The 24,216-nt window shown below is 61.8% G+C and carries 25 protein-coding genes and 1 tRNA gene; 14 read left to right on the top strand and 12 right to left on the bottom strand.

Annotated elements, in window-relative coordinates; all coding sequences use genetic code 11:
- Nucleotides 1-7: 7 nt before the first annotated feature.
- From GTP41_RS06625 to GTP41_RS06615, 3 genes are all read right to left on the bottom strand, one after another.
- Nucleotides 8-937, bottom strand: a complete 930-nt coding sequence (locus tag GTP41_RS06625; RefSeq protein WP_161024781.1) for a branched-chain amino acid ABC transporter permease — start codon at nucleotides 935-937, stop codon at nucleotides 8-10.
- A gap of 155 nt (nucleotides 938-1,092) precedes the next feature.
- A complete protein-coding gene (ispH, locus tag GTP41_RS06620; RefSeq protein WP_161024780.1) occupies nucleotides 1,093-2,043 on the bottom strand; it encodes a 4-hydroxy-3-methylbut-2-enyl diphosphate reductase in 951 nt (316 codons plus the stop codon).
- Nucleotides 2,044-2,049: 6 nt separating this feature from the next.
- Nucleotides 2,050-2,493, bottom strand: a complete 444-nt coding sequence (locus tag GTP41_RS06615; RefSeq protein ID WP_161024779.1) for an FKBP-type peptidyl-prolyl cis-trans isomerase — start codon at nucleotides 2,491-2,493, stop codon at nucleotides 2,050-2,052.
- A 138-nt stretch (nucleotides 2,494-2,631) separates the two neighbouring features.
- On the opposite strand from GTP41_RS06615, the gene GTP41_RS06610 reads away from it, so the two are divergent.
- Both GTP41_RS06610 and radC read left to right on the top strand, forming a co-directional pair.
- A complete protein-coding gene (locus GTP41_RS06610; RefSeq protein WP_161024778.1) occupies nucleotides 2,632-3,030 on the top strand; it encodes a hypothetical protein in 399 nt (132 codons plus the stop codon).
- A 92-nt stretch (nucleotides 3,031-3,122) separates the two neighbouring features.
- The gene (gene radC / locus GTP41_RS06605) at nucleotides 3,123-3,797 is read left to right on the top strand and encodes a RadC family protein (RefSeq protein WP_161024777.1); all 675 of its coding nucleotides are present in this window, start codon (nucleotides 3,123-3,125) and stop codon (nucleotides 3,795-3,797) included.
- A 1-nt stretch (nucleotide 3,798) separates the two neighbouring features.
- On the opposite strand, the gene GTP41_RS06600 is transcribed toward radC, so the two are convergent.
- Complete coding sequence (locus GTP41_RS06600) at nucleotides 3,799-4,701, bottom strand: LysR family transcriptional regulator (protein WP_161024776.1); 903 nt, start codon at nucleotides 4,699-4,701, stop codon at nucleotides 3,799-3,801.
- Nucleotides 4,702-4,803: 102 nt separating this feature from the next.
- On the opposite strand from GTP41_RS06600, the gene GTP41_RS06595 reads away from it, so the two are divergent.
- From GTP41_RS06595 to GTP41_RS06575, 5 genes are all read left to right on the top strand, one after another.
- Nucleotides 4,804-5,196 (top strand): tellurite resistance TerB family protein, encoded by a 393-nt coding sequence (locus tag GTP41_RS06595; RefSeq protein ID WP_161024775.1) that lies wholly within the window; start codon nucleotides 4,804-4,806, stop codon nucleotides 5,194-5,196.
- 12 nt (nucleotides 5,197-5,208) lie between these two features.
- On the top strand, nucleotides 5,209-6,183 hold the full coding sequence (locus tag GTP41_RS06590; protein ID WP_161024774.1) for a TerC family protein: 975 nt from the start codon (nucleotides 5,209-5,211) through the stop codon (nucleotides 6,181-6,183).
- A gap of 156 nt (nucleotides 6,184-6,339) precedes the next feature.
- Nucleotides 6,340-6,576, top strand: coding sequence for a 50S ribosomal protein L28 (gene rpmB / locus GTP41_RS06585; protein WP_008451488.1), 237 nt, complete (start codon nucleotides 6,340-6,342; stop codon nucleotides 6,574-6,576).
- Nucleotides 6,577-6,587: 11 nt separating this feature from the next.
- Nucleotides 6,588-6,758: a 50S ribosomal protein L33 gene (rpmG, locus tag GTP41_RS06580; protein ID WP_028101815.1), complete on the top strand. Its 171-nt coding sequence runs from the start codon at nucleotides 6,588-6,590 to the stop codon at nucleotides 6,756-6,758.
- Between the two features lie 126 nt (nucleotides 6,759-6,884).
- Nucleotides 6,885-7,991: a serine hydrolase domain-containing protein gene (locus tag GTP41_RS06575; RefSeq protein WP_161024773.1), complete on the top strand. Its 1,107-nt coding sequence runs from the start codon at nucleotides 6,885-6,887 to the stop codon at nucleotides 7,989-7,991.
- 30 nt (nucleotides 7,992-8,021) lie between these two features.
- Here GTP41_RS06575 and GTP41_RS06570 read toward each other — a convergent pair whose 3' ends face one another.
- The 6 genes from GTP41_RS06570 to GTP41_RS06545 all read right to left on the bottom strand — a co-directional run bounded on the left by GTP41_RS06570 (nucleotide 8,022) and on the right by GTP41_RS06545 (nucleotide 13,693).
- Entirely contained in the window at nucleotides 8,022-8,504 is a 483-nt protein-coding gene (locus GTP41_RS06570) for a hypothetical protein (protein ID WP_161024772.1), read from the bottom strand.
- A gap of 118 nt (nucleotides 8,505-8,622) precedes the next feature.
- Nucleotides 8,623-9,819 (bottom strand): DesA family fatty acid desaturase, encoded by a 1,197-nt coding sequence (locus GTP41_RS06565; protein ID WP_161024771.1) that lies wholly within the window; start codon nucleotides 9,817-9,819, stop codon nucleotides 8,623-8,625.
- A gap of 67 nt (nucleotides 9,820-9,886) precedes the next feature.
- Nucleotides 9,887-11,179: a mechanosensitive ion channel family protein gene (locus tag GTP41_RS06560; protein WP_161024770.1), complete on the bottom strand. Its 1,293-nt coding sequence runs from the start codon at nucleotides 11,177-11,179 to the stop codon at nucleotides 9,887-9,889.
- 106 nt (nucleotides 11,180-11,285) lie between these two features.
- The gene (locus GTP41_RS06555; RefSeq protein ID WP_161024769.1) at nucleotides 11,286-12,590 is read right to left on the bottom strand and encodes an RsmB/NOP family class I SAM-dependent RNA methyltransferase; all 1,305 of its coding nucleotides are present in this window, start codon (nucleotides 12,588-12,590) and stop codon (nucleotides 11,286-11,288) included.
- Between the two features lie 15 nt (nucleotides 12,591-12,605).
- On the bottom strand, nucleotides 12,606-13,214 hold the full coding sequence (gene purN, locus GTP41_RS06550) for a phosphoribosylglycinamide formyltransferase (RefSeq protein ID WP_161024768.1): 609 nt from the start codon (nucleotides 13,212-13,214) through the stop codon (nucleotides 12,606-12,608).
- Between the two features lie 80 nt (nucleotides 13,215-13,294).
- Complete coding sequence (locus tag GTP41_RS06545; RefSeq protein WP_161024767.1) at nucleotides 13,295-13,693, bottom strand: barstar family protein; 399 nt, start codon at nucleotides 13,691-13,693, stop codon at nucleotides 13,295-13,297.
- Nucleotides 13,694-13,998: 305 nt separating this feature from the next.
- On the opposite strand from GTP41_RS06545, the gene GTP41_RS06540 reads away from it, so the two are divergent.
- The 6 genes from GTP41_RS06540 to GTP41_RS06515 all read left to right on the top strand — a co-directional run bounded on the left by GTP41_RS06540 (nucleotide 13,999) and on the right by GTP41_RS06515 (nucleotide 20,454).
- Entirely contained in the window at nucleotides 13,999-14,508 is a 510-nt protein-coding gene (locus GTP41_RS06540; protein ID WP_161024766.1) for a glycine zipper 2TM domain-containing protein, read from the top strand.
- Nucleotides 14,509-14,618: 110 nt separating this feature from the next.
- Nucleotides 14,619-15,404: a spermine/spermidine synthase domain-containing protein gene (locus tag GTP41_RS06535; protein ID WP_161024765.1), complete on the top strand. Its 786-nt coding sequence runs from the start codon at nucleotides 14,619-14,621 to the stop codon at nucleotides 15,402-15,404.
- Nucleotides 15,405-15,412: 8 nt separating this feature from the next.
- Nucleotides 15,413-17,176 (top strand): type IV pilus assembly ATPase TfpB, encoded by a 1,764-nt coding sequence (gene tfpB, locus GTP41_RS06530; protein WP_161024764.1) that lies wholly within the window; start codon nucleotides 15,413-15,415, stop codon nucleotides 17,174-17,176.
- Between the two features lie 55 nt (nucleotides 17,177-17,231).
- Nucleotides 17,232-17,307, top strand: a tRNA-Lys gene (locus tag GTP41_RS06525).
- A 173-nt stretch (nucleotides 17,308-17,480) separates the two neighbouring features.
- The gene (locus GTP41_RS06520; protein WP_161024763.1) at nucleotides 17,481-19,427 is read left to right on the top strand and encodes a phospholipase D-like domain-containing protein; all 1,947 of its coding nucleotides are present in this window, start codon (nucleotides 17,481-17,483) and stop codon (nucleotides 19,425-19,427) included.
- Nucleotides 19,428-19,449: 22 nt separating this feature from the next.
- Nucleotides 19,450-20,454 (top strand): tetratricopeptide repeat protein, encoded by a 1,005-nt coding sequence (locus GTP41_RS06515; protein WP_161024762.1) that lies wholly within the window; start codon nucleotides 19,450-19,452, stop codon nucleotides 20,452-20,454.
- Nucleotides 20,455-20,524: 70 nt separating this feature from the next.
- On the opposite strand, the gene GTP41_RS06510 is transcribed toward GTP41_RS06515, so the two are convergent.
- Nucleotides 20,525-22,474 carry a helicase-related protein gene (locus GTP41_RS06510; RefSeq protein WP_161024761.1) on the bottom strand — a complete coding sequence of 650 codons (1,950 nt, stop codon included), beginning with the start codon at nucleotides 22,472-22,474 and terminating at the stop codon, nucleotides 20,525-20,527.
- A gap of 81 nt (nucleotides 22,475-22,555) precedes the next feature.
- Here GTP41_RS06510 and GTP41_RS06505 point away from each other — a divergent pair, with 81 nt between their 5' ends.
- Entirely contained in the window at nucleotides 22,556-23,323 is a 768-nt protein-coding gene (locus GTP41_RS06505) for a substrate-binding periplasmic protein (RefSeq protein WP_161024760.1), read from the top strand.
- Nucleotides 23,324-23,333: 10 nt separating this feature from the next.
- On the opposite strand, the gene GTP41_RS06500 is transcribed toward GTP41_RS06505, so the two are convergent.
- The gene (locus tag GTP41_RS06500) at nucleotides 23,334-24,173 is read right to left on the bottom strand and encodes a helix-turn-helix domain-containing protein (protein ID WP_161024759.1); all 840 of its coding nucleotides are present in this window, start codon (nucleotides 24,171-24,173) and stop codon (nucleotides 23,334-23,336) included.
- Nucleotides 24,174-24,216: the final 43 nt, after the last annotated feature.

Here is a 24,216-nt window from a genome sequence, read left to right as displayed (position 1 = left end):
GTCCCAATCAGGCGCGGTCGGCGACGCGCTCACCCATGATGCCGGACGGACGCACCGTCAGCACCAGGATCAGCACGATGAAGGCGAAGATGTCCTGGTAGTGCGAGCCCAGGAAGCCGCCGGTCAGTTCGCCGATATAGCCGGCGCCCAGCGCTTCGATAATGCCCAGCACGATACCGCCGATCATGGCGCCGTAAATATTGCCGATACCGCCCAGCACCGCGGCGCAGAAGGCTTTCAGGCCCGGCATGAAGCCCATGGCGAACTGGATCGAGGCGTAATTGGCGCCCCACATCACGCCTGCCACGGCGGCCAGCGCAGCGCCGATGGCGAAGGTGGCGACGATGATCTTGTTCGAGTCCACGCCCATCAGGCCGGCGACGCGCGGATTCTCCGCCACGGCGCGCATGGCGCGGCCCATGCGGGTGCGTTCCACCAGCATGACCAACCCGAACATCGACACGGCGGCCAGCACCAGCAGCAGCACCTGGGTGGTGGTGATGACCGCGCCGCCGATCATGATCGGCTCGGACGACAGCAGCTGCGGGAACGGCAGCGGGTTGCGGCCCCAGATCATCATGGCGAAGGTCTGCAGCAGGTAGGACACGCCGATGGCGGTGATCAGCGGCGCCAGGCGCGGCGCGTTGCGCAGGCGGCGGTAAGCCACGCGCTCAATGATGATATTCACCAGCATGCAGGCCGGGATGGCGCCAAGGATGGCGATACCGAGTTTCAGGTAGCCCGGCATATCAGGCACATACACGCCCAGCAAATTCAGGATGGAGAGGCCGATCATCGCGCCAATCATCAGCACGTCGCCGTGGGCGAAGTTGATCAGGTTCAGCACGCCGTACACCATCGTATAACCGAGGGCGACCAGCGCATACATACTACCCAGCACCAGGCCGTTCAGAATTTGTTGGATAAAAGTATCCATCGAGTATGCCCTTAATAACTAATAAAAACGGCACCCGAAGTTTCCCTCGTGGTGCCGCCGTTTGGAAGCGTTCGCCATGATAGCGAGGTTTCCGAAAAACTAATCGTGGAAAATCCGCAATATTCTAAATTAAATTTTTCCCGATCCGTCCCAAATCACTGGGCGCTGTTGTTTTTGCCGCCATCAAGGCCTTTTGGCAGGGGGAAAGTCACCGCCTCCTCCACGCCGTCCAGGGTCCGCACGCTTTTCGCGCCCAGTTCCTTCAGGCGGTTGATGACCGCGTCGACCAGCACTTCCGGCGCCGAGGCACCGGCGGTGACGCCCACGCGCAGCTTGCCCGCCAGCCAGCCGGGATCGATCTGGGCGGCGTTGTCCACCATATACGCCGGGGTGCCCTTCTTTTCCGCCACCTCGCGCAGGCGGTTGGAATTGGAGCTGTTGGGCGAGCCCACCACGATCACCACTTCCACCTGCGGCGCCATGAATTTCACGGCTTCCTGGCGGTTGGTGGTGGCGTAGCAAATATCGCCTTTTTTCGGCTCAATAATATTCGGGTATTTTGCCTTCAGGGCTTCGATGATTTGTGCCGTATCATCCACGGAAAGTGTCGTTTGCGACACATAGGCCAGCTGCTCCGGGTTTTGCACCTGCAGGCCGGCCACATCCTCCACCGTTTCGACCAGGTACATGCCCTCTTCCGTCTGGCCCATGGTGCCTTCGACTTCCGGGTGGCCGTCGTGGCCGATCATGATGATTTCGCAGCCCTGCTTGCGCATCTTGGCCACTTCCACGTGCACCTTGGTCACCAGCGGGCAGGTAGCGTCGAAGATCGACAGGCCGCGCGCCTCGGCTTCCGCGCGCACGGCTTTGGACACGCCGTGGGCCGAGAACACCAGGGTATTGCCGGCCGGGACATCGTCCAGCTCTTCGATGAAGATGGCGCCCTTGGCGCGCAGGTCGGCCACCACATAGGCGTTGTGCACGATTTCGTGGCGCACATAGATCGGCGCGCCGAACTGCTGCAAGGCGCGCTCGACGATCTCGATGGCGCGGTCCACGCCGGCGCAAAAGCCGCGCGGCTGAGCAAGGAGGATTTCTTTGTCCATGTCGATTTACAGCACAGAGATAAGGTTCACTTCAAACTTGACCGGCTGGCCGGCCAGCGGGTGGTTGAAGTCGAAAATGGCAACGTCGTCGCGCAATTCGCGCAGCACGCCGGCGAAACGGCCGCCGTTGGGCGCATTGAATTCCACCAGGTCGCCGATCGCGTATTCGTTTTCCGGGTCCGAGTTTTCATCCAGGGTGGCGCGCGACACCGCCTGCACCAGGTCCGGGTTGCGCGGGCCGAAGGCTTCGCCCGGCGCCAGTTCAAACACCTTGTGCGTGCCTTCCGGCAGGCCGATCAGCAGCGCTTCCAGATTCGGCGCCAGTTGTCCCTGGCCCAGCATCAGCGTGGCGGGGTTGCCTTCGAAGGTGGAAACGATATTGGTGCCATCCATGGAGGCAAGACGGTATTGCAGGGTAAGGTAGGCCGAAGCGGTGACGACGTTGGACATGGCAGACTTGCGTAAACGGACAATCCTCTATTGTAAGCCAAGGCGAATGGTAGCGGCCAAGCCGCGTAAAGTTAGGCGGCTGGCAACCATGCTACAATATTTCCTTTCAACAATATATATTACATTGGGAGAAATATCGTGCTCAAATGCTTGCTGGGCGCCGCCCTGACCCTTGCCGCCATGAATGCCAGTGCCTGCACTTTTTCGTGGCACACCTACGGCGAAAATGCGATCAGGAACAAGCTCGATGACAAAATCGGTGCGCATGTGCCAGACCTGTACTGCAAAAAATTCAACAAGAACCACCAAATCGTCATACAGTTCAACGCCTATACCTTGAACAATATGTGTGTGGGGCACGCGATCGCCTCCATCCGCAAGCGCGGTACCGAGACCCTGCAGGTGAACACCCGGAATGCCGTCGTCACGGATACCAACTGCCGCACCTCCGGCGGCGCCAACGAGCTGGCGGCGCAGGCCTCGCTCAACGCCCTCGACGACCTGATGTCCGAACTGGACTCCTGGAAGGTGAAGTAAGGCTGACGCCTGCGCAAGTACTGAGGCAACGCAAACGCGCCTTCCGTGCGGCATCCGATAATGGATGTCGCACTGCACAGAGGGAGGCGACCATGGGTATTTCCGACTGGCCAGAACAATTGCGGCCACGTGAGCGATTGCTGAAAGCCGGACCGCAAGCCCTGTCCGACGCCGAATTGCTGGCCATCTTCCTGCGGGTCGGCATTCCCGGCAAGGATGCGGTGGCGCTGGCGACCGAGCTGCTGACGCGTTTCGGCACCCTGCGCGCCCTGATCCATGCCAGCCGCGCCGATTTCACCTCCCTGCCTGGTTTGGGCGACGCCAAGTATGCCCAGTTGCAAGCTGTGGTCGAACTGGCACGGCGTGCCATTGCCGAGGAATTGGCCAGCGGCGAGGAGCTGTCCTCGCCCCATGCGGTCAAAGATTTCCTGCGCCTGTCGTTGGCCCACCAGCCCTATGAATCCTTCCACGTCCTGTTCCTGGACGTAAAAAACCGCCTGATCGAAGCCTGCGAACTATTCCGCGGCACCCTGACCCACACCAGTGTCTACCCGCGCGAAGTGGTGCGCGAGGCGCTGGCGCGCAATGCCGCCGCCGTCATGCTGGCCCATAACCACCCGTCCGGCTCGCCCGCGCCCAGCGAATCGGACGTGCTGCTGACGCGGGCGCTGGTGCAAGCCCTGGCCCTGGTCGATATCCGCATCCTCGACCACTTCGTGGTGGCCGGCCACCAGGTGCATTCCTTCGCCGAGCACGGCCAGATCTGACTCAGGCGGCTGCCGCGCCAAACATCGCCGCCGCGCCATCCAGGATGCGGCGCACCGCCGGGTGGTCGTAGGCGCGCTCGACCGACACCGCGTAGAACTGCTCCACCACCGAATCGATGGTGCCGACCTGCTGCAAACCGTACTCGGCGCACACCTCGCGCACCAGCACTTGCGGCGCCACGATAAAGCCGTCGCCGGCGCGGGCGAAGGATTTCAGCAGCGCGCCATCGTCAAACTCGCCCATCACAATCGGGCGCAGGTCGTGCGCGTCGAACCAGGCCTCCAGCTGGCTGCGCACGGTCGCCTCGGAGCCAGGGAGCAGGAAGGGCGCCAGGCGCAGGCAGCCGGGGAATGCCCCCGGCCAGGCCCGGCACAGGTCCGGATGGGCCAGCACTGCCAGCCCGCTGGCCCCGAGCAGGCTGCTATGCCCGCGCAGCACGCCGCCCGGCGGCAGCGCACGGTCGGACAGCACCAGATCGAGCCGGTGCGCGCCCAAATCGAGCAGCAAGTCTTCAAAGCGGCCCTCGCGGCAGATCAGGTGCATGGCCATGCCCGCCGCGCGCGCCGGCTGCAGCAGGCGGAACGCCATGGCCTTGGGGATGATGTCGCAAATGCCGACGCGCAGCGTTTCCTGCCCCGCCAGCACGCCGCGCCGCACCACCTGCTCCAGCTCGTTGCCCAGGTCGAAGATGCGGCTGGCGTAGTGCAGCACCGTCTTGCCAGCCTCGGTCAGTTGCAGCAGCCGGCCCTGCTTTTGGAACAAATCCTCGCCCACCTGCTCTTCCAGCAGTTGGAGCTGCATGCTGATGGCCTGGGCCGACACGTGCAACTGCTGCGCCGCCTTGGCCACCGTGCCCTGGGTGGCGACGGCGTGGAAATACAGCAAGTGCTTATAGTTAAGCAAGCAACACCTCAGAAAAAGTTGATGATTAACGAAGTTTAATTGATTTTACTTTAGCATTAGGCGGCTTTACAGTGAATCCACTTTCAATCGAGGAGAACTGTAATGAAAAGCTATGTCATCGACGGGCCGCAAGCTATGTCGCGCATCCTGGCCTTGACCATGATTGTGGACGGGCACGTCAGCCCGTCCGAAGTCAGCGCCATGCACAACGCGCCATTCCTGGACCAGATCGGGGTGGATGCCGACACCTTCGACCTGACCATGCAGGAGCTGTGTGAAGACTTGCTGCTGGCGGTGCCGAACCGTAACGCCGGCCTGGTTGAAATCCACCCTGCCCTGCTGGACGAGGTGCTGGACGAAATCCGCGATCCCGTGGTGCAAATGTGCATGCTGAAGGCAATGCTCGACATCGTGTATGCCGACGGCATCATCGACAGCCGCGAAACCGTGCTGGTGCGCCGTGCCGCCCAGAGCTGGACCCACGTCTTACACTGAAAGGAATAAATCATGGAATGGTTATCTGCCCTGTGGCTCGGGGCGCCAGCCTGGACCTGGCTGGTGTTCCTGACGGTGGTGGTGGTGCTGCTGGTGCTCGACCTCGGCATCCTGAACCGCGACGAACACGTGATCGGCGTGCGCGAAAGCCTGAAACTGTCGGCGCTCTACATCGCGGCCGGCCTGCTGTTCGGCGCCTGGGTCTGGCATGAGTTCGGCGGCGAGAAGGGTTTGCATTTTTACACCGGCTTCCTGATCGAGAAGAGCCTGTCACTCGATAACATCTTTGTGATCTCGCTGATCTTCTCGACCCTGGCCATCCCGGCCGCCTACCAGCACCGCGTGCTGTTCTGGGGCATTGTGGGCGTGATTGTTACGCGCGGCATCATGATCGGCGCCGGCTCGGCCCTGGTCGCCAGCTATTACTGGACGCTGTATATCTTCGGCGCGATCCTGGTCATCACCGGTATCCGCATGTTCTTTGTGAGCACCAGCGGCGACGATATCCGCGACAGTGCCATCCTGGGCTGGCTCAAGCGCCACCTGCGCGTGACCGACAAGCTGCACGGCAACGCCTTCCTGGTGCGCCAGCCGGACGCGTCCGGCAAGCCCCTGCTGTACGCCACGCCGCTGTTCCTGGCGCTGTGTATGGTGGAGGCGACCGACGTGGTGTTTGCCGTGGACAGCGTGCCGGCGATCTTTGCGATCACCAGCGACCCGTTCATCGTGTACACCTCGAATATCTTCGCGGTACTCGGTTTGCGCGCCCTCTACTTCGCCTTGGCGGCGATGGTGAAGCGCTTTACCTACCTCAAGTATTCGCTGGCGGCGGTGCTGGTCTTCATCGGCTCCAAGATCTTCCTGGGCGACTTTGTGTTCAATGGCAAGGTTCCCGCCACCCTGTCGCTGGCGGTGACCGCCCTGCTGATCATGGCCGGTATCGGCTACTCGCTGTGGCGTACCCGGGGCGAAGGTGCAAAGGTGTAAACCACTTGAAAAACGGGGCCGTAACCCGGCCCCGTTAAATGTTAAATTATTGAATTAGCGCATGACACAATTGTTTTTCGCAAGTGCTTGAAAAACTTGGGAAATTTCCCTATACTCTTGTTTTTCCAATTTCGGAAGTAATTCAAGGAGTGTGCCATGGCACGTGTTTGCCAAGTAACTGGGAAGAAGCCGATGGTCGGCAACAACGTTTCCCACGCAAACAACAAAACCAAGCGTCGTTTCCTGCCAAACCTGCAGAACCGTCGTATTTTTGTTGAATCTGAAAACCGCTGGGTCTCCCTGCGTCTGTCTAACGCCGGTCTGCGCGTAATCGACAAGGTCGGCATCGACGCCGTCCTGGCCGACATGCGTGCGCGTGGCGAGAAAGTTTAATAGGGAGCTGAATCATGGCAAAAACTGGCCGCGACAAGATCAAGCTGGAATCGACCGCTGGTACTGGTCACTTCTACACCACGACCAAAAACAAGCGCACCATGCCTTCCAAAATGGAAATCATGAAGTTCGATCCTAAAGCACGTAAGCACGTGATGTACAAGGAAACCAAGATCAAGTAATCGATCTTTGCTTCGAACCAAAAACCGCCCTTCGGGGCGGTTTTTTTATTTGCAGCTGTCAACCTTGACAGTTACGCGCCGATGGCGCGAGCGGGTAAATTGCCGCCATATCAACATGGAGAGCAAATGCGCAAGATATCCCTATTGCTGTGCGGGCTGGCACTGACCGCCCCATCCACCCAGGCGGGTGAACTGGACCAACTGGTGGCAGCGGCCCTGAAGGACCGCACCATACCTGCCATGGCCGTCACCGTGGTCCGCAATGGAAAAGTCGAGGAGCAGTCCGTCGGCGGTGTGCGTGCCCGGGGCAGCGCGGCGCGCGCCAGCCTGGACGATGCATGGCATATCGGTTCGGACGCCAAGGCAATGACCGCCACGCTGATCGCGCGCCTGGTCGAAAACGGCACCCTTTCCTGGGCCACGCCCCTGAAACAGATGCTGCCGCTGGAAGGAATGCGCGCCGAGTACGCCGATGTGACGCTGGCCGACTTGCTGTCGCACCGCGCCGGCCTGCCGCCGAACAGCGATGAAAAACGCATCGAGGCCACGCGCAGCGACCCGCGCCCGCTGCCCGCCCTGCGCCTGGAATACGCGCAGCGCGCCTTGTCCGAGGCGCCGGTCGGCGCGATCCGCACCGAGGCTCGCTATTCCAACAGCGGCTACCTGATCGCGGCCGCCATTGCCGAACGGGCCACCGGCCAGGATTTCGAAAGCCTGCTGCGACAGCAAGTATTCCAGCCGCTCGGCATGCAGGTGGACACGAGCACGGCGCGGCGTGGCCAATTGCTTGGCCACAAAGCGGGCAAGCCCTTGAGTGGGGCGCGCTCTGACATCCCGCCCTTCTTCGCTCCTGCCGGCGCCACCATCCGGCTCACCATGCGCGACTGGGCCACTTTCGCCATCGACCAGATGGCCGGCGAAGCGGGCAAGGGCAAGTTGTTAAGCGCCGAAGGCTACCGCTACCTGCATAGCGTGCAAGGCGAGTCCGGCAGCGCCCTCGGCTGGGGCGTAAAAACCAACTGGCCGGCGCATGCCCCGATCCGGCTGCTGATGCATGCCGGCTCCAACGGCTACTGGAATGCGCTCGTGGCGCTGGCGCCGGACCTGCAGGGCGGGGTCCTGGTCGCCGCCAATGCAGGCGAAGGCAGCGGCGCCGAGCAGCAGCAAATGCAGATCGTCATGCGCCTGATGGCCGGCTTCGCCAAGCCGGATCAAGCGAAAGCGGCCCCGTAGGGCTGTGTCCAAAGCCGCGCACGATCCTCTCTAAGCGCAGCCTGCCAGCGTTTGCAATTGCGCCCGCTTTCCAGCATGGATGGCAGCCACCCGGCCCCCGCGCATGATGTAGCGGATCGACAACTCGCGGTCACCCGTGTCCGCCATCAGCCAGTCCGCGTTCCCGGGATGCGGCTTCACTGCTTCGCCGTACACGCGCTGCAGCTTGGCCAAGGGATCGCCCACCGCCACGCCGCGGTCGGTACGGTAGCCTGCGGCCACGTCGACCCGCACCGCCACTTTGCGGACAAAGGTCACTTGCAGGTTCGGATAGCGCTTGGAGCGCGCTATCCGGCACGACTTGTCGGCACTGAGCGTTTCCGCGCCCAGTCCGCCGAAAGTCTGCCCCAGGTTCTCATAGCGCGCCCCCACCTTGTAGGGCCCCAGGCCGTTCGGCCGGATCTCCCAGTTCTTGGCCTGCGCCCCACCCGCCAGCAACATGCCCAGTGCAATGCTGTAGAAATATTTATTCATGGAAACAGCATACTCGCAACTTGGGAGTCACGCCAACACGATTTGCCTTCAGGCCCTACTTGGCGACGACTGAAAAGCAAAACGGCCCCGAAGGGCCGTCTCAGCGGGATGCGGCAGCTTAAGCGTAGCTGCGCAGGCGCAGGGAGAATTCCTGCAGCGACTTGATGCCCGACGCTTCCGCGCGCTCGCACCAGTCTTGCAGCTTCTGCACCAGCTCATCGCGGCTGAAGTGCGAACGCTCCCACAGCACGCTTAGTTCCGCGCGCATATTGTGCATGGTTTCCAGCGCCTTCGAGTGCTGGAACAGTTCCACCAGCTGCTGCTTCTGCGGCGCTTCCAGCTTGCCCGGCTCGCGCTGCAGCAGCTTGCGCGACGACTTCAGGAAACGCGATTCCAGCTTCGCCTTATCCTTCAGGTGCTCCAGCTCTTCCTTCCAGGCCGACTTGACGGACTTGGCGTACTTCGCCATCACATCGTAGCGGTTGGCGATCACGGACTGCAGCGTTTCGAAGTCGGCCTTCACCTTGGCGGTGTCGAACTTCGGCTTCGGCGGCATCTTCTTCACTTTGGCCAGGCCAACGATTTCCATGGCGCGGATGTAGCCCCAGCCGATATCGAACTCATACCACTTGGACGACAGCTTGGCCGACGTCGCATAAGTGTGATGGTTGTTGTGCAGCTCTTCGCCGCCGATGATGATGCCCCAAGGGACGATGTTGGTGGCCGCATCGGAGCAGTCGTAGTTGCGGTAACCCCACCAGTGGCCGATACCGTTGATGATGCCGGCGGCCGTCACAGGAATCCACAGCATCTGCACTGCCCACACGGTAATGCCCTTGGCGCCGAACAGGATCACGTCCAGGATCAGCATCAGCGCCACGCCCTGCCACGAGAAGCGGGTGTACAGGTTGCGCTCGATCCAATCGTCCGGCGTGCCATGGCCGTACTTTTCCATGGTTTCCTTGTTCTTGGATTCAGCGCGGTACAACTCGGCGCCTTCCCAGAACACTTTCTTGATGCCGCGGGTGACCGGGCTATGCGGATCTTCTTCCGTATCGCACTTGGCGTGGTGCTTACGGTGGATTGCGGCCCACTCCTTGGTCACCTGGCCGGTGGTCAGCCACAGCCAGAAGCGGAAGAAGTGCGAAGGAATCGCGTGCAGCTCCAACGCACGGTGCGCTTGGTGGCGATGCAGGAAGATCGTCACGCTGGCGATGGTGATATGGGTCAGGATCAAGGTCGCGACAACGGTGCCCCACGCACCCAGGCCAGTCACGCCGTTACTGAAGAAAGCAAGAACTGCACTTAAATCCATTACAACTCCAAATGTATAGCTCGAATGGCGCCATTGTACGCGCATTCATTACCGATTTGATGGTGCTTTAGGCAACCGCCGCCACGGCAGAGCCAAGCACGCGCACCTCGCGTTGCGGGAACGGTACAGAGATACCGTTTTCTTTCAACGCCTTCCAGATTGCACGATTGACATCGGAAGTCACGCCGCCGCGGCCATTTTCGGGATCGTTAATCCAGAATGACACCGCCAGCTCCAGGCCATCGGCACCGAAAGCCTGCAGCGCGCCCGACGGCGGCTTATCCTTCAGCACGCGCTCCACGCTCTGGGCCGCGTCTTCCAGCAGCTTCAGCACGGCGTCCACATCGCACTCGTAACCGACGGTGACGCGCGTGGTCAGCACCACCGCCTTGTTCGTCAGCGAAGAATTGAGCACCGCGCCCGACACCAGCATTTCGTTCGGCACGATGGCCTCCACGCCGTCCGTGCCTTGCAGCACGGTGTAGCGCGTATTGATCTGGGTCACCTGGCCGCTGTACTTATCGACCGTGATCACGTTGCCGATGGTCAAGCTGCGATCGAGCAGGATGATGAAGCCGGACACGTAGTTGCTCGCGATCTTCTGCAAGCCCAGACCAAGTCCGACACCCAGCGCACCGCCGAAGACCGACAGCACGGTCAGGTCGATACCCACCAGCGACAGGCTGGCCAGCACCGCCACCAGGATCAGCACCGCGCGGCCCATGCGCGCCATCACCACGCGCAGGCTGGAATGCATGGACGACACGTTCATCAAACGCTCTTCCAGCGCCGCCCCGGCCCACATCGCCAGCAACAGCAGCACGACCACCGAAACAGCGGCCTGCAGGATTGCCGCGATCGACACCTTGTGTTTACCCAGCGGCACCAGCGTGTCATCGAGGAAGGCAAAGACATCGCGGTAAATGCCCGTGATGTACAGCACGAAGGCCAGCCACACCAGCAGCTGGAACACCTTCTCGAAGGTCAGCACGCCCTCGCCCACCACGCCACCGCGCACGAAGACACGGCGCAGCAGGTAAAAGCCAAAGCGGATCACCGCCAGCGAGCTGAAGATCGGCAGCGCAATGCTGATCAAGTTGGTGTGATGCCAGCGGCCCAGCACCTTCTGCGAAATCCACAGCAGCACCAGGATCGCCAGCGGCCCGACCACGCGGCCAAAGCTCTCCACGCCGAAGCGCGCCATCCCGTTATGCGGCTCACGCGACTCCACATTGCGGCGCAAGAAGCGCGACAAGGTCCAGCCCAGCAAGATGGACAGCGCAATCGCCCCCACCTGCCACATCAACCCCGGATCGCGCAGATCCCCCAGCAGATCATCCAGCAAATTCGCCAACGGCATTCAATTCCTCCCATAAATGTCCAGTATGGGGTCAGGAAGAAAAGTGGACATTTTTCGCAAGAAATGTCCACTTTTCTTCCTGACCCCAGGGTGGACATTTGCGGTTTTACGCTTCGTCAGTGTCGGCCTCGGCCTTGGCGGGCTTGGCCATTGGTTTGCGCTCGAAGACGGCGGCGAAGAAGCCGTCGGTCTGGTGCTTGTGCGGCAGCAGCTTGAGGTAGTCGCCCATTTCGAGGTTGGCGATCTTTTGCTCGGCCAGCACTTGCGACATCGGTACCAGCACGAAGTCCGGGTGCGTTTCGATGAACTGCTTGGCGACGGCGTCGTTCTCTTCGTTCAGCAGCGAGCAGGTGGCGTACACCAGGCGGCCGCCGCCTTTCACCAGGCGCGATGCGCCGTCCAGGATCGAGACCTGCTTTTCGTGCATCTCGCCGATCGCGCTTTCATCCTGGCGCCATTTCACGTCGGGATTGCGGCGCAGGGTGCCCATGCCGGAGCATGGCGCGTCCACCAGCACGCGGTCGATCTTGCCGGCCAGGCGCTTGACCTTGGCGTCGCGCTCGTGGGCGATGGCCACCGGGTGCACGTTGGACAGGCCGGAACGCGCCAGGCGCGGCTTCAGCTTGCTCAAACGCTTTTCGGATACGTCGAAGGCGTACAGGCGGCCGGTGTTGCGCATCTGCGCGCCCAGCGCCAGCGTCTTGCCGCCGGCGCCGGCGCAGAAGTCCACCACCATCTCGCCGCGCTTGGCGCCCAGGATCTGGGCCAGCAGCTGGCTGCCCTCGTCCTGCACTTCAATCGCACCGGATTTGAACAGCGGCAGGTTCTGCAGCGCCGGCTTTTTGCGCAGGCGCAGGCCCAGCGGCGCGAACGGGGTCGGCTCGGCGACGATCGGGGCGGTCGCCAGTTCGGCGATCACCGCGTCGCGGTCGGTCTTCATGGCGTTGACGCGCAGGTCCAGCGGCGCCGGGGTGTTCAGCGCATCGGCCAGCGCCAAGGTTTCGTCTTCGCCGTATTGCTCGACCAGTTTATCGAACAGCCACTTCGGCATATTCGCGCGCATCGACTTGTGCAGCAGCGTGCGGTCGATTTCCAGCTGGCGGGTGAGCCAGGCCGATTCGTCTTCGCTCAGGCCCGGCAGCGCGTCGAAACCGACGGCGTCGGCCATGCCCAGCAGTACCAGGCGGCGCATGGTGGCGCCGCCGGAACCGGCTTCGGCGCGGTCGGTGAAGAAGGCTTTGTTACGCAGCACGGCGTACACCGCTTCGGCAATGGCGCCGCGCTCGCGGCCGCCCAGCTTCGGGTGCGCCTTGAAGAAGAACGACAGGGTGGTGTCGGCGGGCGCGGTGAAGCGCATGATTTCACGCAGCACGCTTTCAGCGTGGGTGAGGACGTATGGTGGCAAACGCATGATGTTCTTTCTTATTTAGTGGCGGTCAATAGCGACCTTGCCATCCTCGACCCGAATACGGCCTTCCACGAACCAGCGGATAGCGCGCGGGTACATGATCCATTCCTGCTCCAGCACGCGCGCCGCCAGCACATCGGCGGTATCGCCCGGCAGCACAGGCACGGCAACCTGGTCCACCAGCGGGCCGTGATCCAGCTCGGCCGTGACGAAGTGCACCGTGGCGCCGTGCGTGGTTTCGCCCGCTGCCAGCGCCTGTTCGTGCGTGTGCAATCCTGGGAACAGCGGCAGCAGCGATGGGTGGATATTCAGCATGCGGTTCTCGTAGTGGGCCACGAAGCCCGGCGTGAGGATGCGCATGAAACCGGCCAGCACGACCAGGTCGGGACTGAAGCCGTCAATGACTTCCTGCAGCGCAGCATCAAATGCTGCGCGGCTCGGGTAATCCTTGTTGCTGACTACTGCGGTCGGGATGCCGTGCTGGGCCGCAAATTCGAGGCCTTTGGCGTCCGCCTTATTGCTGATGACGGCGGCAATGCGCGCCGGCCATTGTTCGGCCTGGGCTGCACGGACCACCGCTTCCATATTGCTTCCGCGTCCGGAAATGAGGATGACGATGTTTTTCATGGCCGCCATTGTACCTGCTCAGGCGAGCCAAGGCGACATTATGCTGCTATGCAGCAAACTACGCAAGAGGGGAAATGGCGTTACTCGAAGGAGTAGAAGACGCGGAACGGAACTTTCTTTTCGGCCCAGAAATCGGCCGCATCGCGGAACACGTCGAGCAGGCACTCGCGCGCTTCGCGGTCAAACTTTTGCGTGTTTGGCAATTGTTCCAGCACGATCAGGAAGCCCGGTTGCTCCCCCGCCTTGGCCATGGTCTCGGTCAGGGTTTCGCGCAGCGCGTCGAAATTCTTGCTGTGCGGCTTAGGAATATGAAAAGACTCGCCGATAATGCCCAGGACTTGCTGCTTGGTCAGGCCGGCATGGCAATGCGCATACAAGAAGTGCTGCCCCAGGCGCGCTGCCTCGTCCTGCAGCTCCGCCACGCGAAACGCGCGAATAGACTGGACTAAATTAGGCGGCACAGTTATCAACAAACTCATCTTTCCCTCAAATCGACCTATCAAATACACGCCACAGGCGGGTCAATGCGCCGGGGCCGGAGCTTTCGTTTCTCCCTGTCAATCTGATTCCACGCCATAAGGGTAACGTGTTGTACTCTATGAATCAACCCGAAAGTGAGTCCTAACGCAAGTTTTGTTAAAAACCTACCATATTAACCCAAATGCATGGGGTTACATTTTGTTGCCTTACTTCCCGCAAGGCCACGGATACCGGCGTTACTATAAACACGTGCAATTCCCATTAAACCCAGCGAACTGCCGCCATAGAAAACGAGGTAAATAAAATGAACACCAAAACTAAATTGCTCTTCGCCGCCCTGAGCCTGGGCGCCCTGCCCCTGGCGCAGGCCACCGATTTTGAAGACTACGGTCGCGTCACCCGGGTCACCCCGGTGACCGAGCAAATCAACCGTCCGCGCCAGGAATGCCGCACGGAATACGTCCAAGTCCAGCAACCGGCCGAGCGCACCGCCGGCGGCGCCATTCTGGGCGGCGTACTGGGTGCCGTGGTCGGCAGCCAGGTCGGCTCCGGCAGCGGCAAAACCGCCGCCACCGCCGCCGGCGCCATTGCCGGCGCCGTGATTGGCGACCGCAGCGCCAACGCCAACGTCCAGCCCGGCGCGGTGCAGGAACAGGCGGTGAAGCAGTGCCGCATGGTGGACGCCTATGAGACCCGCACCACCGGCTACAACGTGGAATACGACTACCGTGGCCGCATTTACACCAACTTCATGAGCTTCGATCCCGGCCAGCGCGTGCGCCTGCGCGTCTCGGTGGAACCGATGCACAACTAAAGTTTCCAAAAAAATGGGGACGTACCCCATTTTTCCGCGGCGCGGGAAAATGGGGTACGTCCCATTTTTTTTTGTTTGTGCGCTTGCTGGGAAGCAAGGATAATGCCGCTATGCTGATCAAACGTAAATCCATCGAAAAAGAAGAATCTTCGCGTCCGGCGACGCGCAAGCCTAAGTTCGCGCCCGTGACCCTGTCCGAACTGGACGGCGTGCGCTACCTGCATTTCGGCACCGAGTGGGTGCAAGGTGCGATGCGCATCCGCAAGCCGGACTGGCTGGAGCTGGAGTATGCGCAGCAAATGATGGCCTGGATGCTGTGGAATCCCGCGCCGCGCCATGTCGCCCAGCTAGGCCTGGGCACCGGGGCGCTGACCAAGTTCTGCTACAAGACCTTCCCCGAGGCGCGGGTGACGGCGGTGGAGCTGAACCCTTCCGTGGTCGGCATCTGCTATTCCATGTTCAAGCTGCCCGACAACGACGGCCGCCTCAATGTGCTGGAAATGGATGCGATGGACTACGTCACCAATCCCGACCACCACGGCACCCTCGACGCGCTGCAGGTCGACCTGTACGACGCCACCGCGCGCGGCCCCGTGCTCGACACGCCGGAGTTCTACCAGGCCTGCGCCGCCTGCCTGACGGACGACGGCATCATGACCATCAACCTGTTCGGCGACCATCCAAGCTATGCCAAGAATCTGAAAGCGATGAAGTTCGCTTTCGCGCAGGTGGTTTCTTTGCCGCAGGTGCATGACGGGAATGTGGTGGCCATCGCCTTCAAGACCCGCCGCGCCATCGACGTTGCCGCGCTGGCCGAGCGCGCCGCGCAAATCGTGGCCGACACCAAATTGCCCGCCAAGTCCTGGCTCAAGGGACTGAAAGCCGCACTCGCATAAGGTTGCACATGGCAAAAGCACTCGATCTACAAGTAATCTTCACCTGGCTGCTGGCTGATGGAATGGTCGAGAAAGCCGACGTCAAGGCGCATTACGCGCAAGCCCAGGGCATCATGCGCAACACCCCGGGCGCCATGCATCCGCTCAGCGCCGTGGCGCACTGCAAGCTGATCTCAATCAAAAGCGGCAAGCTGCTCACGCTGGACGCGCTGACCGAATGGGTGGCGCAGCGCTCCCGCCTGCCCTTCTACCGCATCGACCCGCTGAAAATCGACTTCACCAAGGTGGCAGACGTGATGTCGGCCAGCTATGCGGCGCGCTTCAACATCCTGCCGGTGGAAATTACGCCCGATACGCTGATCGTCGCCACCGCCGATCCCTTCGCCCTTGAATGGGAGGCGGAAATCGCCAAGGTGGCGCGCCGCATCATCAAGCGCGTGATCGCCAATCCGCTCGATATTTCGCAGTACACCTCGCAGTTCTTCTCGCTCGCCAAGTCGATCAAGATCGCCAACAAGAACACCGGCCAGGACGTGGCGCTGCGCAATAACTTCGAGCAGTTGGTGGAGATGGGCAAGACCAACAAGGCGGTCGATGCCAACGACCAGCACGTGGTCAATATCGTGGACTGGCTGTGGCAGTACGCCTTTGAACAGCGCGCATCCGATATCCACCTGGAGCCCAAGCGCGACCTGGGCACCATTCGCTTCCGCATCGACGGCGTGCTGCACCAGGTGTACCAGGTGCCGGCCGTGGTGATGATCGCCATGACGGCGCGTATCAAGCTGCTGGGCCGCATGGACGTGATCGAGAAGCGCCGCCCGCAGGACGGCCGCATCAAGACCCGCACCGCCGGCGGCCAGGAAATCGAGCTGCGCCTGTCGACCCTGCCCACCGCCTTCGGCGAGAAGCTGGTAATGCGTATCTTCGACCCCGAAGTGGTGGTGAAAACCCTGCCGGAGCTGGGCTTCCCACCGCAGGACGCGCAGCGCTGGGACGCGCTGACCAACCGCCCGCACGGCATCATCCTGGTGACCGGCCCGACCGGCTCGGGCAAGACCACCACGCTGTACACCACGCTCAAGGCGCTGGCGACGCCGGAGGTCAATGTCTGCACGGTGGAAGACCCGATCGAAATGGTGGAGGCGTCCTTCAACCAGATGCAGGTGCAGCCAGGCATCGACCTCACCTTCGCCGACGGCGTGCGCGCGCTGATGCGCCAGGATCCGGACATCATCATGGTGGGCGAGATCCGCGACCTGGAAACGGCGGAAATGGCGATCCAGGCCGCGCTGACCGGCCACCTGGTGCTGTCCACCCTGCACACCAACGACGCGCCGTCGGCCGTCATGCGCCTGCTGGAGCTGGGCGTGCCCTATTACATGCTGGAGGCGACGCTGATCGGCATCATGGCGCAGCGCCTGGTGCGCACCTTGTGCGAAGCCTGCAAGGAGACCGGCGGCGAGATCGCCGACGATATCTGGCAAGGCCTGAGCAGCGGCTGGAACCTCGCCAAGCCAGAACAGATCTACCGCGCGGTGGGCTGCCCGGACTGCCGCCAGACCGGCTACCGGGGCCGTACCGGCATCTACGAGCTGCTCACCACCAGCGAATCCTTCAACGCCCTGGTGGAGGAGGAAACCGATATCACCGCCCTGCGCAAGCAGGCCGTAGCCGAGGGCATGAAGCCGCTGCGCATCGCCGGCGCGCTCAAAGTGATCGACGGCGTCACCACGGCGGAGGAAGTGCTCAAAGTCACGGCCATGGGGTGATGTAAAAAGCCTCTTGGCAAACGGCGGGAAGCTTGTATATAATACGGCCTCTTTCGGGTCGTTAGCTCAGTTGGTAGAGCAGCGGACTTTTAATCCGTTGGTCGCAGGTTCGAGCCCCGCACGGCCTACCAGAATGAAACAGGAAAGCCTCGTCTTCGGACGAGGCTTTTTTGTTTTCCCGCCTCCCCCTCCCCGCTCGGTGCCCTCCAGTTTTTGCGCAAGATCAATATGGTCGCAAACCGTTGATCGATACTTGCCTACCTGCGTCCCATCAAACACACTCCCAACGCTAAGGACTGCTGCGATGACCGAGATGAACAAACACGCGGACCTGTACACCCAGTCGCTCTCCTATCGCAGCAATAGCCCGCCTGCCCAGTGCCTCGCCCAGCCCTGGTTTATCCGCGCATCGTATCCAGTCTACTATCCGCGCTATGGGTGCTCCCTCGAACCGCTCATCTGCGGCGAGGAAGTTTTCGCCAGAATCGCCGAGGATCTGGAGAAGGCGCAACACAGCGTAGACATCATCACATGGGGCTTCGACCCGGGCATGGTGCTAGTGCGCGGCGCAACTGCGGAATCCGGCACGCGCGTCGGCGACCTGCTGAAAAGGATCGCGGAGCGCGGCAAAGACAGCGTCAAAGTTCGCTTACTGGTGTGGCACGATGATTTTTTCGCGCATGAAGCGATGAAAAACAACCCCGGCTATTACGGTACCCGCTTCCCAAGCATCGACTGTGTCTTCAATGACTACTACAGCGAATCGCACCAGGCTTATAACGCGGAATGGTACAAGGCCGTCAGCTCGAACAAAATAAGGAACATCCACCTGCACGTAAGACGCGTACCACGCTCCCTGCTTGACCTATCACTGGAGGGAGAAACGGCACCAAGTGGGGTAATGGCAAATCTATCCAAGCTTTACGCGACCCACCACCAGAAGATGGTGTTGATCGACTATGAGATGCCCGAACAGGCCAAGGGCTACGTCATGGGACATAACTTCATCACTGACTTCTGGGATACCAAAGAACACAAGTTCCGTGACATGCGCAGGGAACGCTTCTACGCAAAGGAACACGCAGACGTGCTGAACGAGGCATGGAGTCAGGGCCCGCAGTACGACCGGTTCCATAACCAGCCATCCGAAGCGCAGCGACGAAAAAAAGAGCAACTGGTCCAATCCCATATCGATGCGCACAGCCATGTGGCAAAGCCCTATCAAGACGTTTCCTGCCGTCTGCAAGGCCCCATTCTGTATGACCTTAACCATAACTTCTGCCAAGCCTGGACAGAGTCCAAGCCCCCAAGCTCCACGTTCAAAAAGCTCGCCTGGTGGGTGCCACCGACGCTCTTCCCAGGCACTAAGGAAACGCTCATTTGGGTGGAAGACAAGCTGCACCAGGAAATGGATCCCGGATTTATAGAGCGGCGCAAAACGATCGATTTGCGCGCACTCAGCTTGCGAGATGGCCGGCACAACGTGCAATTGCTGCGCACGCAGCCACTTCACTGCGAAAAATTGGTCAAGGAGTGCTACGCCAACTTTAACAGGCAGGCGCAGAATTACATCTTTATCCAAAACCAATACATCCAGTACAGGCCTTGGGCGGAACATCTGCTTGAATGTGTTCACGAATTGCGTGCAGCTGGATATCCCCACCCAATATACGTGTTCATCCTGACCTCCACACCGGAGAAGGATGGCATGGATCTCCCCACCTACGATGTGGCCAACAGGATCGGCATGAGCCACACCATGCCCGTCGAACATGCGGACGCAATCGCAGAGGCAAAGAAGCAGCGGGCAAGGCCACCGATCACTGCGGACGAACTATCCGTCAATGGCATCAACGTCTTTATGGGTTCGTTGTGGACGTGCGCAGAAAAGGAGGGACAACTGCTTCCCACTGATTACGAAGAGATTTACATCCACGCAAAGGTGGCGATCGTGGATGATGCCGCATTCACGATCGGTTCAGCCAATTTGAATCTACGCAGCATGGCGTTAGATAGCGAGCTTAATGTGCTGAGCGAAGCGCAGGACGTTGCCTACCAATTACGCGTTGATTTGTTCAGCCAATGCAGTGGCCAGCCCGGCCCGAAGCGCTTCGGCGACATGAAAAGCACGATAAGAAAATGGAAAGACCTTGCATTAGACAACAGTCGCTTGAAGGCCAAAGGCAAACACCTCGAAAGCCAATTGCTGCCATTTCATGTCAACCGGAAACCTGGTTCGCCGGTCATATAACGATGAAGAACGCCCGCTTACGATGGACGATCCTTCTGGCTCTGCTTTCTGGACCGGTAGCAGTATTTTTCTATATGGTTTCATCGAGGAGAGAACTTTGCGCGCATTGCCCGATGGCTTCAAAAAATTCAGCCTGTCTGATCCTCTTCCGCCATGTGGTCGCTGGAGGGAACACATGCCGCCTCATCGTGACCCTGCCGCATACCATCTCTACATCGAGGCCCGAAGACTGTGGCGCAGCAAAATTGGCTGGGAACTCACCCACCAGGAAGCTACGCGGATACTAACCGATGTCAGAAAAGCAGCCGACTTGGGCGACTGGGGTGCGCGTGCGCTATTGGCCCATTTCCATTTATACGGACTAGGGTCACTTAAAACTAACCATGTGCTTGATGCGGCGCCAGAAAAAGCTATAGAGATACAGCGAATGGCTGCCAAAGCGGGGCAACCGTGGGGGCTGTATGACCTTGGCGTGGCCTATGAGCACGGATACGGCGGCGTTCCTCGCGACGAAGATCTCGCTTGGGCCTATTATCTGCGAGCAGCAGAACTTGGCAGTCCGGAAGCGCAGATGGCGTTGGCCAGCATCTATCGAGACGCTGGCCGTCTTGAAGACGAAAAGACAATGCATAATTGCGCCTATATGCAGGGGCATGGCCCGGCTGCCTATGCCCTCGGCATGGATGCTAGAGTGGACGGCAGAATTGAAGATTCCGTCACCTATTATCACGAGGGAGCGAAGCTTGGAAGTTCAGACTGCGCGGCCACATTGTGGTTGCTGTTTGCAGAAGGTCATTGGCCAAACGATAGAGACAAGGAAAAGGAAACACTAATACTGCTTGGAATTCGCGCCGACGCTGAACGCGGCCGCCGCTATGAAGCTATCGCGGATGCACTGGCAATCAATCCCGATCTGAAGCTAACCCGCCTGGATTCAGTGCTTCCTCTGCCTCCCGCGCCCTTGCCGGAATGGTCAGGCATTAGCGATGCGATCGCACCTGAACCAAATGGGCCGCCGAAGTATTAAGGAACGACTTGGGCGTAGCGTGCAAGTCATGGCTTTCTGCTACGGCGCTGCGCGCGCACGTGGTGAGTGCCTAACGGCGGCCATTGCGGCGCCCGAAGCCGCCCTGCTGGCGGCGGCGGTTGGCGCTGTTCTGGTCTTGCAGGATGCTGTCGACGCGGGCCGAGGCGGAGCGCGACATATCGAGCGCCAGTGCCACGTCGGGGAAGTAATCCGGTAGACGGTAGCCAATCCAGGCGTAGGCCGAATACAGGCGGCAGGCGTCCTCCGCCTCCTGCAGGTTCATCCAGCCGGACGGCTGATCGCCGGCGTGCAGGCGCGTTACGCGCTGGCGCGAGAGCGAAACGCACCAGTGCTCCCAGGCCTTTTGCAAGGTGACCACGCGCGACGACACCGGCACCAGCGACAGCGTGAACTTGTCGGCCACCGAGAGCGGCAGGGTGTCGAGCCATTCGGCGCGTTCGAACTGCTCCTCCGTGATGCGCGGGAAGAAGAAGCCGTCCGGCACGTCGATGTTGTGCACAAAGCGCTTAAGCAGGCGCGCCAGTGAATCCTCGCCGGTGACGGCGGCGATGCGGTGCAAGTGCTCCAGCGTCGGCGCCACGGCAAAGCCGGTGGCCTTCAGCGGCGGCAGCTTTTCCTTCAGCAGGGAACGCATCACGTTGTGCGTTTCGTCGTCGTAGCCCGCGACGTGGCCTTCCTCGTGCACACCGTAGCGCCCTGCCCGGCCGGCGATCTGACGCGCCAAGGCGGCCGGGATCTCTTCTTCCTCGACGCCGTTGTACTTGACGGTGGTGGTCATCACCACGCGCTGGATCGGCAGGTTCAGGCCCATGGCAATGGCGTCGGTGCCCACCACCACGTCGGCCTGGCCGTCGCGGAAACGTTGCGCCTGGGCGCGCCGCACCTCGGGCGAGAGGTTGCCGTACACCGTGGCTACAGACAGCCCGGCCTCGGTGACCATGTCGCGCCACATCAGCACGTCGCGCCGCGAGAAGGCGATCACGGCGTCGCCCTTGCGCAGGGACTTGAGCTTGCGCACGGCGGACGGCTCCATCGACAGCGGTGCCTTGCGCTTGAGGATATGCACTTCGATCTCGCATTCGAGGCGCTCGGCCAGCGCCTCCACCGCGCGCCGCGCTTCCGCCGCGCCCACCAGGTACACGGTGCGTGCCGGCGCGCCGCACACGGCGGCGGTCCAGGCGGCGCCTCGGTCGCGGTCGGACAGCATCTGGATCTCGTCGATCACCGCCACCTCGACCGGTGTGCGCGTGTCGAGCATTTCGACCGTGCTGGCGATGTGGGTGGCGCCCTCCTCGATGCGGCGCTCTTCGCCGGTCACCAGGCTGACCTTCAGGTCGGGGTCGGCCGCTTGCAGGCGCTCGTAGTTCTCCAGCGCCAGCAGGCGCAGGGGCGCCAGATAAACGCCGCTGCGCGCCTTGGCCAGCGCTTCCATGGCCTTGTGCGTCTTGCCGGAATTGGTGGGGCCAAGGTAGGCGATGAATTTGCGCGGCAGGCGGCGCGCCACTTCAAAGGTGTCGGGATACTCGGCCAGGTTGATGCTCTGGCGTGTGCGTTCGGCGTGGCGCTCTTCGCGGTGGCGCTCCACCGCGTGCTCCAGGCGCTGGCGGATGCGGTCGAACACCTGACCGGCAGGTTCCGACGACTGCATGTCTTCCAGCGCGTGCAGGAAGTCCATCGGCTTCATGCCGTAGTCGTCGCACTCTTCGCGCAGGTCGGCGGCAAAGGCTTCCACGTCGGCGTGCAGGGCCGCGTGCGCCGCCTCGCTGCCGCGTTCCAGCAACAAGGCGGCGCGCCCTTCGCGTTCCAGCTTGCGCCATTTGGAGGGCTTGGCCAGCACGCCCTGCTGCGGCACCAGGTCGTAGGGAATGCGCAAGCCGTCCAGCTGCACGCTACCGGTAAAACGCAGGAAGACCCGGCCTTCCTGCTTGGCCAGCTGGATGCCGCGGGCCGTCAGGCCCAATTCGTTCACCAGCTGTTCGTCGTCGTCAAAATCTGTCATGGCGGGGCGATTATAGCGCCTTGACGCGGCCTGCCGCCCGGCGCACACTTGGGTAATCCCCCTGTCCCGCCGGAGCCCCAGATGGCTGCCTCCTGCCGCCCTTCGCGCCGCCCCTTCCGCTGCCTGATTCTGCTGCTGGCTTTGTGCCTGGCGCCATCGGCGCGGGCGGAGGTGCTGCGCATTGTGGCGGGCATGATTCCGGGCTTCTGCGAGGCCAAGAGCAGCGTCGCCGCCGGCGTCAGCGGGGTCAGTTGCGTGCTGGTGGCCGAGATGGCGCGCCGTGTTGGTTACAAAGGCCCGATCGACCTGATGCCCCAGGCGCGCTCGATCGAGACCGCGCGCGCCGGGCCCATGGTGCTGCTGCCGCTGGGGCGCAATGACAGCCGCGAAGCGTTTTTCCAGTGGCATATCAAGCTGCTGGAGGACGATGTGGTGCTGGTGGCGCGTCAGCATTCGAGCGTCGATATCAGCGCTGTGGGCAAGGTGCGCGAGCAGCCGGTGGGCGGCCTGCGCGGCGGCATGGCGTTTGATATCGCCGAAAGCGAAGGATTGCATCGCCTGGAGGCGGTGGCGGAAGAAAGGCTGAATGCGCGCAAGCTGGCGGTGGGCCGGATTGTGGCCTGGGTCGGCGTATGGAATTCCATCAAACGCGCCCAGGCTTCGGAAAACCTGCCGGTGACGGACTTGCGGCGCGGCGTCGTGCTGCGCCGCGTGGAAATCCACCTGGCGGCGTCGCCCGATGTGCCGCTGTCCGACCTGGCGCGCTGGAGAGCCGCGCTGGAGTCGATGAAGGCCGACGGCACCTATCGCCGCATCCTGGCCGACTATGATTACGAGCAGCCGCGCTAGCGCACTGCGGCTAACTCCAGATGCGATAGATCCAGTAAGTCTCATCGTCCTGCGCGCGGCGCAGGATTTCGCCCGGACTCAGGCCGCTGATCTCGCGCGCTTCGCGGCTCATATGCGCCTGGTCGGCGTAGCCGCCCGATTGCGCCACGTCGCCCAGCGAGACCTTGCCTTTCAGGGCGGCGTCGCGCGCGGCGATAAAGGACTGCTCGGCGCGGTAGTTGCGGCGCAGGCGACGCAGCGGCTGGCCGGCCCATTCGCGGATGCGGCGCTCTACCATGCGCGCGCTGCGGCCAATGCCGGCTGCGGCGGCTTGCGCGCCCAGGCGGTGCACCCAATCCCCCACCACGCCATCGAACGCGCCGCCGGGACGGGCGGCACGCCAGCGCGGCTCCAGGAATTCCTCCAGCAAGGCCACCCGCGCCGCGTCGTCGGGCGCTGCCACCATGCGCGCTCCCAGCGCCTGCCACGGCCCGTCCAGCAGCCCTTCCAGCGGCAGGAACTGGTCGACGATGGCATTCATGTCGAGGCCCGTCAGGCGGTGCAGCGCATCGGGGAAGAACAGCACCATCATGAAGTGCGCCGGTCCCGGATTGCTGGTGGCGGTGGGATGGGCCTGGGCGCCGGACAGCAGCACGCCGCCCGCCGGGCAGACCATGTCCGGGTCCCACGGTTCGGCCATGCCCGACGCGCCGGCCAGTTGCAGGAATATGGTGGGGAATGGCGTGGCCGGATAGCGGTTCAGGCGCTGCTCGGGCTGCAGCGTGCAACCCAGCGTGTTGCGCACGACAATAGCGCGCACGCAGGAAGCGAGCGACAGGCGCGGCACGATGAATTGACTGCTTGGCAACATGGGCAGCATTGTAGCGCGATGTCGCAAATGTTCAAGACCGGGG

Origin of the sequence: Pseudoduganella guangdongensis, from assembly GCF_009857475.1 — a bacterium.
GTDB classification, from domain to species: domain Bacteria; phylum Pseudomonadota; class Gammaproteobacteria; order Burkholderiales; family Burkholderiaceae_D; genus Rugamonas; species Rugamonas guangdongensis.
Note: the sequence above shows the minus strand (reverse complement) of the source record. Positions and strands in the feature narration are given on the sequence as shown.

What these genes read in the sequence shown, in the direction of transcription:
- tfpB (WP_161024764.1), top strand. Translation starts at nt 15,413, where the DNA reads ATGGCAAAAGCACTCGATCTACAAGTAATCTTCACCTGGCTGCTGGCT.
- radC (WP_161024777.1), top strand. Translation starts at nt 3,123, where the DNA reads ATGGGTATTTCCGACTGGCCAGAACAATTGCGGCCACGTGAGCGATTG.
- GTP41_RS06515 (WP_161024762.1), top strand. Translation starts at nt 19,450, where the DNA reads ATGGACGATCCTTCTGGCTCTGCTTTCTGGACCGGTAGCAGTATTTTT.
- ispH (WP_161024780.1), bottom strand. Translation starts at nt 2,043, where the DNA reads ATGGACAAAGAAATCCTCCTTGCTCAGCCGCGCGGCTTTTGCGCCGGC.
- GTP41_RS06590 (WP_161024774.1), top strand. Translation starts at nt 5,209, where the DNA reads ATGGAATGGTTATCTGCCCTGTGGCTCGGGGCGCCAGCCTGGACCTGG.
- GTP41_RS06565 (WP_161024771.1), bottom strand. Translation starts at nt 9,819, where the DNA reads ATGGATTTAAGTGCAGTTCTTGCTTTCTTCAGTAACGGCGTGACTGGC.
- GTP41_RS06500 (WP_161024759.1), bottom strand. Translation starts at nt 24,173, where the DNA reads ATGTTGCCAAGCAGTCAATTCATCGTGCCGCGCCTGTCGCTCGCTTCC.
- GTP41_RS06575 (WP_161024773.1), top strand. Translation starts at nt 6,885, where the DNA reads ATGCGCAAGATATCCCTATTGCTGTGCGGGCTGGCACTGACCGCCCCA.
- GTP41_RS06545 (WP_161024767.1), bottom strand. Translation starts at nt 13,693, where the DNA reads ATGAGTTTGTTGATAACTGTGCCGCCTAATTTAGTCCAGTCTATTCGC.
- GTP41_RS06555 (WP_161024769.1), bottom strand. Translation starts at nt 12,590, where the DNA reads ATGCGTTTGCCACCATACGTCCTCACCCACGCTGAAAGCGTGCTGCGT.
- GTP41_RS06570 (WP_161024772.1), bottom strand. Translation starts at nt 8,504, where the DNA reads ATGAATAAATATTTCTACAGCATTGCACTGGGCATGTTGCTGGCGGGT.
- GTP41_RS06625 (WP_161024781.1), bottom strand. Translation starts at nt 937, where the DNA reads ATGGATACTTTTATCCAACAAATTCTGAACGGCCTGGTGCTGGGTAGT.
- GTP41_RS06505 (WP_161024760.1), top strand. Translation starts at nt 22,556, where the DNA reads ATGGCTGCCTCCTGCCGCCCTTCGCGCCGCCCCTTCCGCTGCCTGATT.
- GTP41_RS06560 (WP_161024770.1), bottom strand. Translation starts at nt 11,179, where the DNA reads ATGCCGTTGGCGAATTTGCTGGATGATCTGCTGGGGGATCTGCGCGAT.
- GTP41_RS06520 (WP_161024763.1), top strand. Translation starts at nt 17,481, where the DNA reads ATGACCGAGATGAACAAACACGCGGACCTGTACACCCAGTCGCTCTCC.
- GTP41_RS06540 (WP_161024766.1), top strand. Translation starts at nt 13,999, where the DNA reads ATGAACACCAAAACTAAATTGCTCTTCGCCGCCCTGAGCCTGGGCGCC.
- GTP41_RS06535 (WP_161024765.1), top strand. Translation starts at nt 14,619, where the DNA reads ATGCTGATCAAACGTAAATCCATCGAAAAAGAAGAATCTTCGCGTCCG.
- GTP41_RS06615 (WP_161024779.1), bottom strand. Translation starts at nt 2,493, where the DNA reads ATGTCCAACGTCGTCACCGCTTCGGCCTACCTTACCCTGCAATACCGT.
- GTP41_RS06510 (WP_161024761.1), bottom strand. Translation starts at nt 22,474, where the DNA reads ATGACAGATTTTGACGACGACGAACAGCTGGTGAACGAATTGGGCCTG.
- rpmB (WP_008451488.1), top strand. Translation starts at nt 6,340, where the DNA reads ATGGCACGTGTTTGCCAAGTAACTGGGAAGAAGCCGATGGTCGGCAAC.
- GTP41_RS06595 (WP_161024775.1), top strand. Translation starts at nt 4,804, where the DNA reads ATGAAAAGCTATGTCATCGACGGGCCGCAAGCTATGTCGCGCATCCTG.
- purN (WP_161024768.1), bottom strand. Translation starts at nt 13,214, where the DNA reads ATGAAAAACATCGTCATCCTCATTTCCGGACGCGGAAGCAATATGGAA.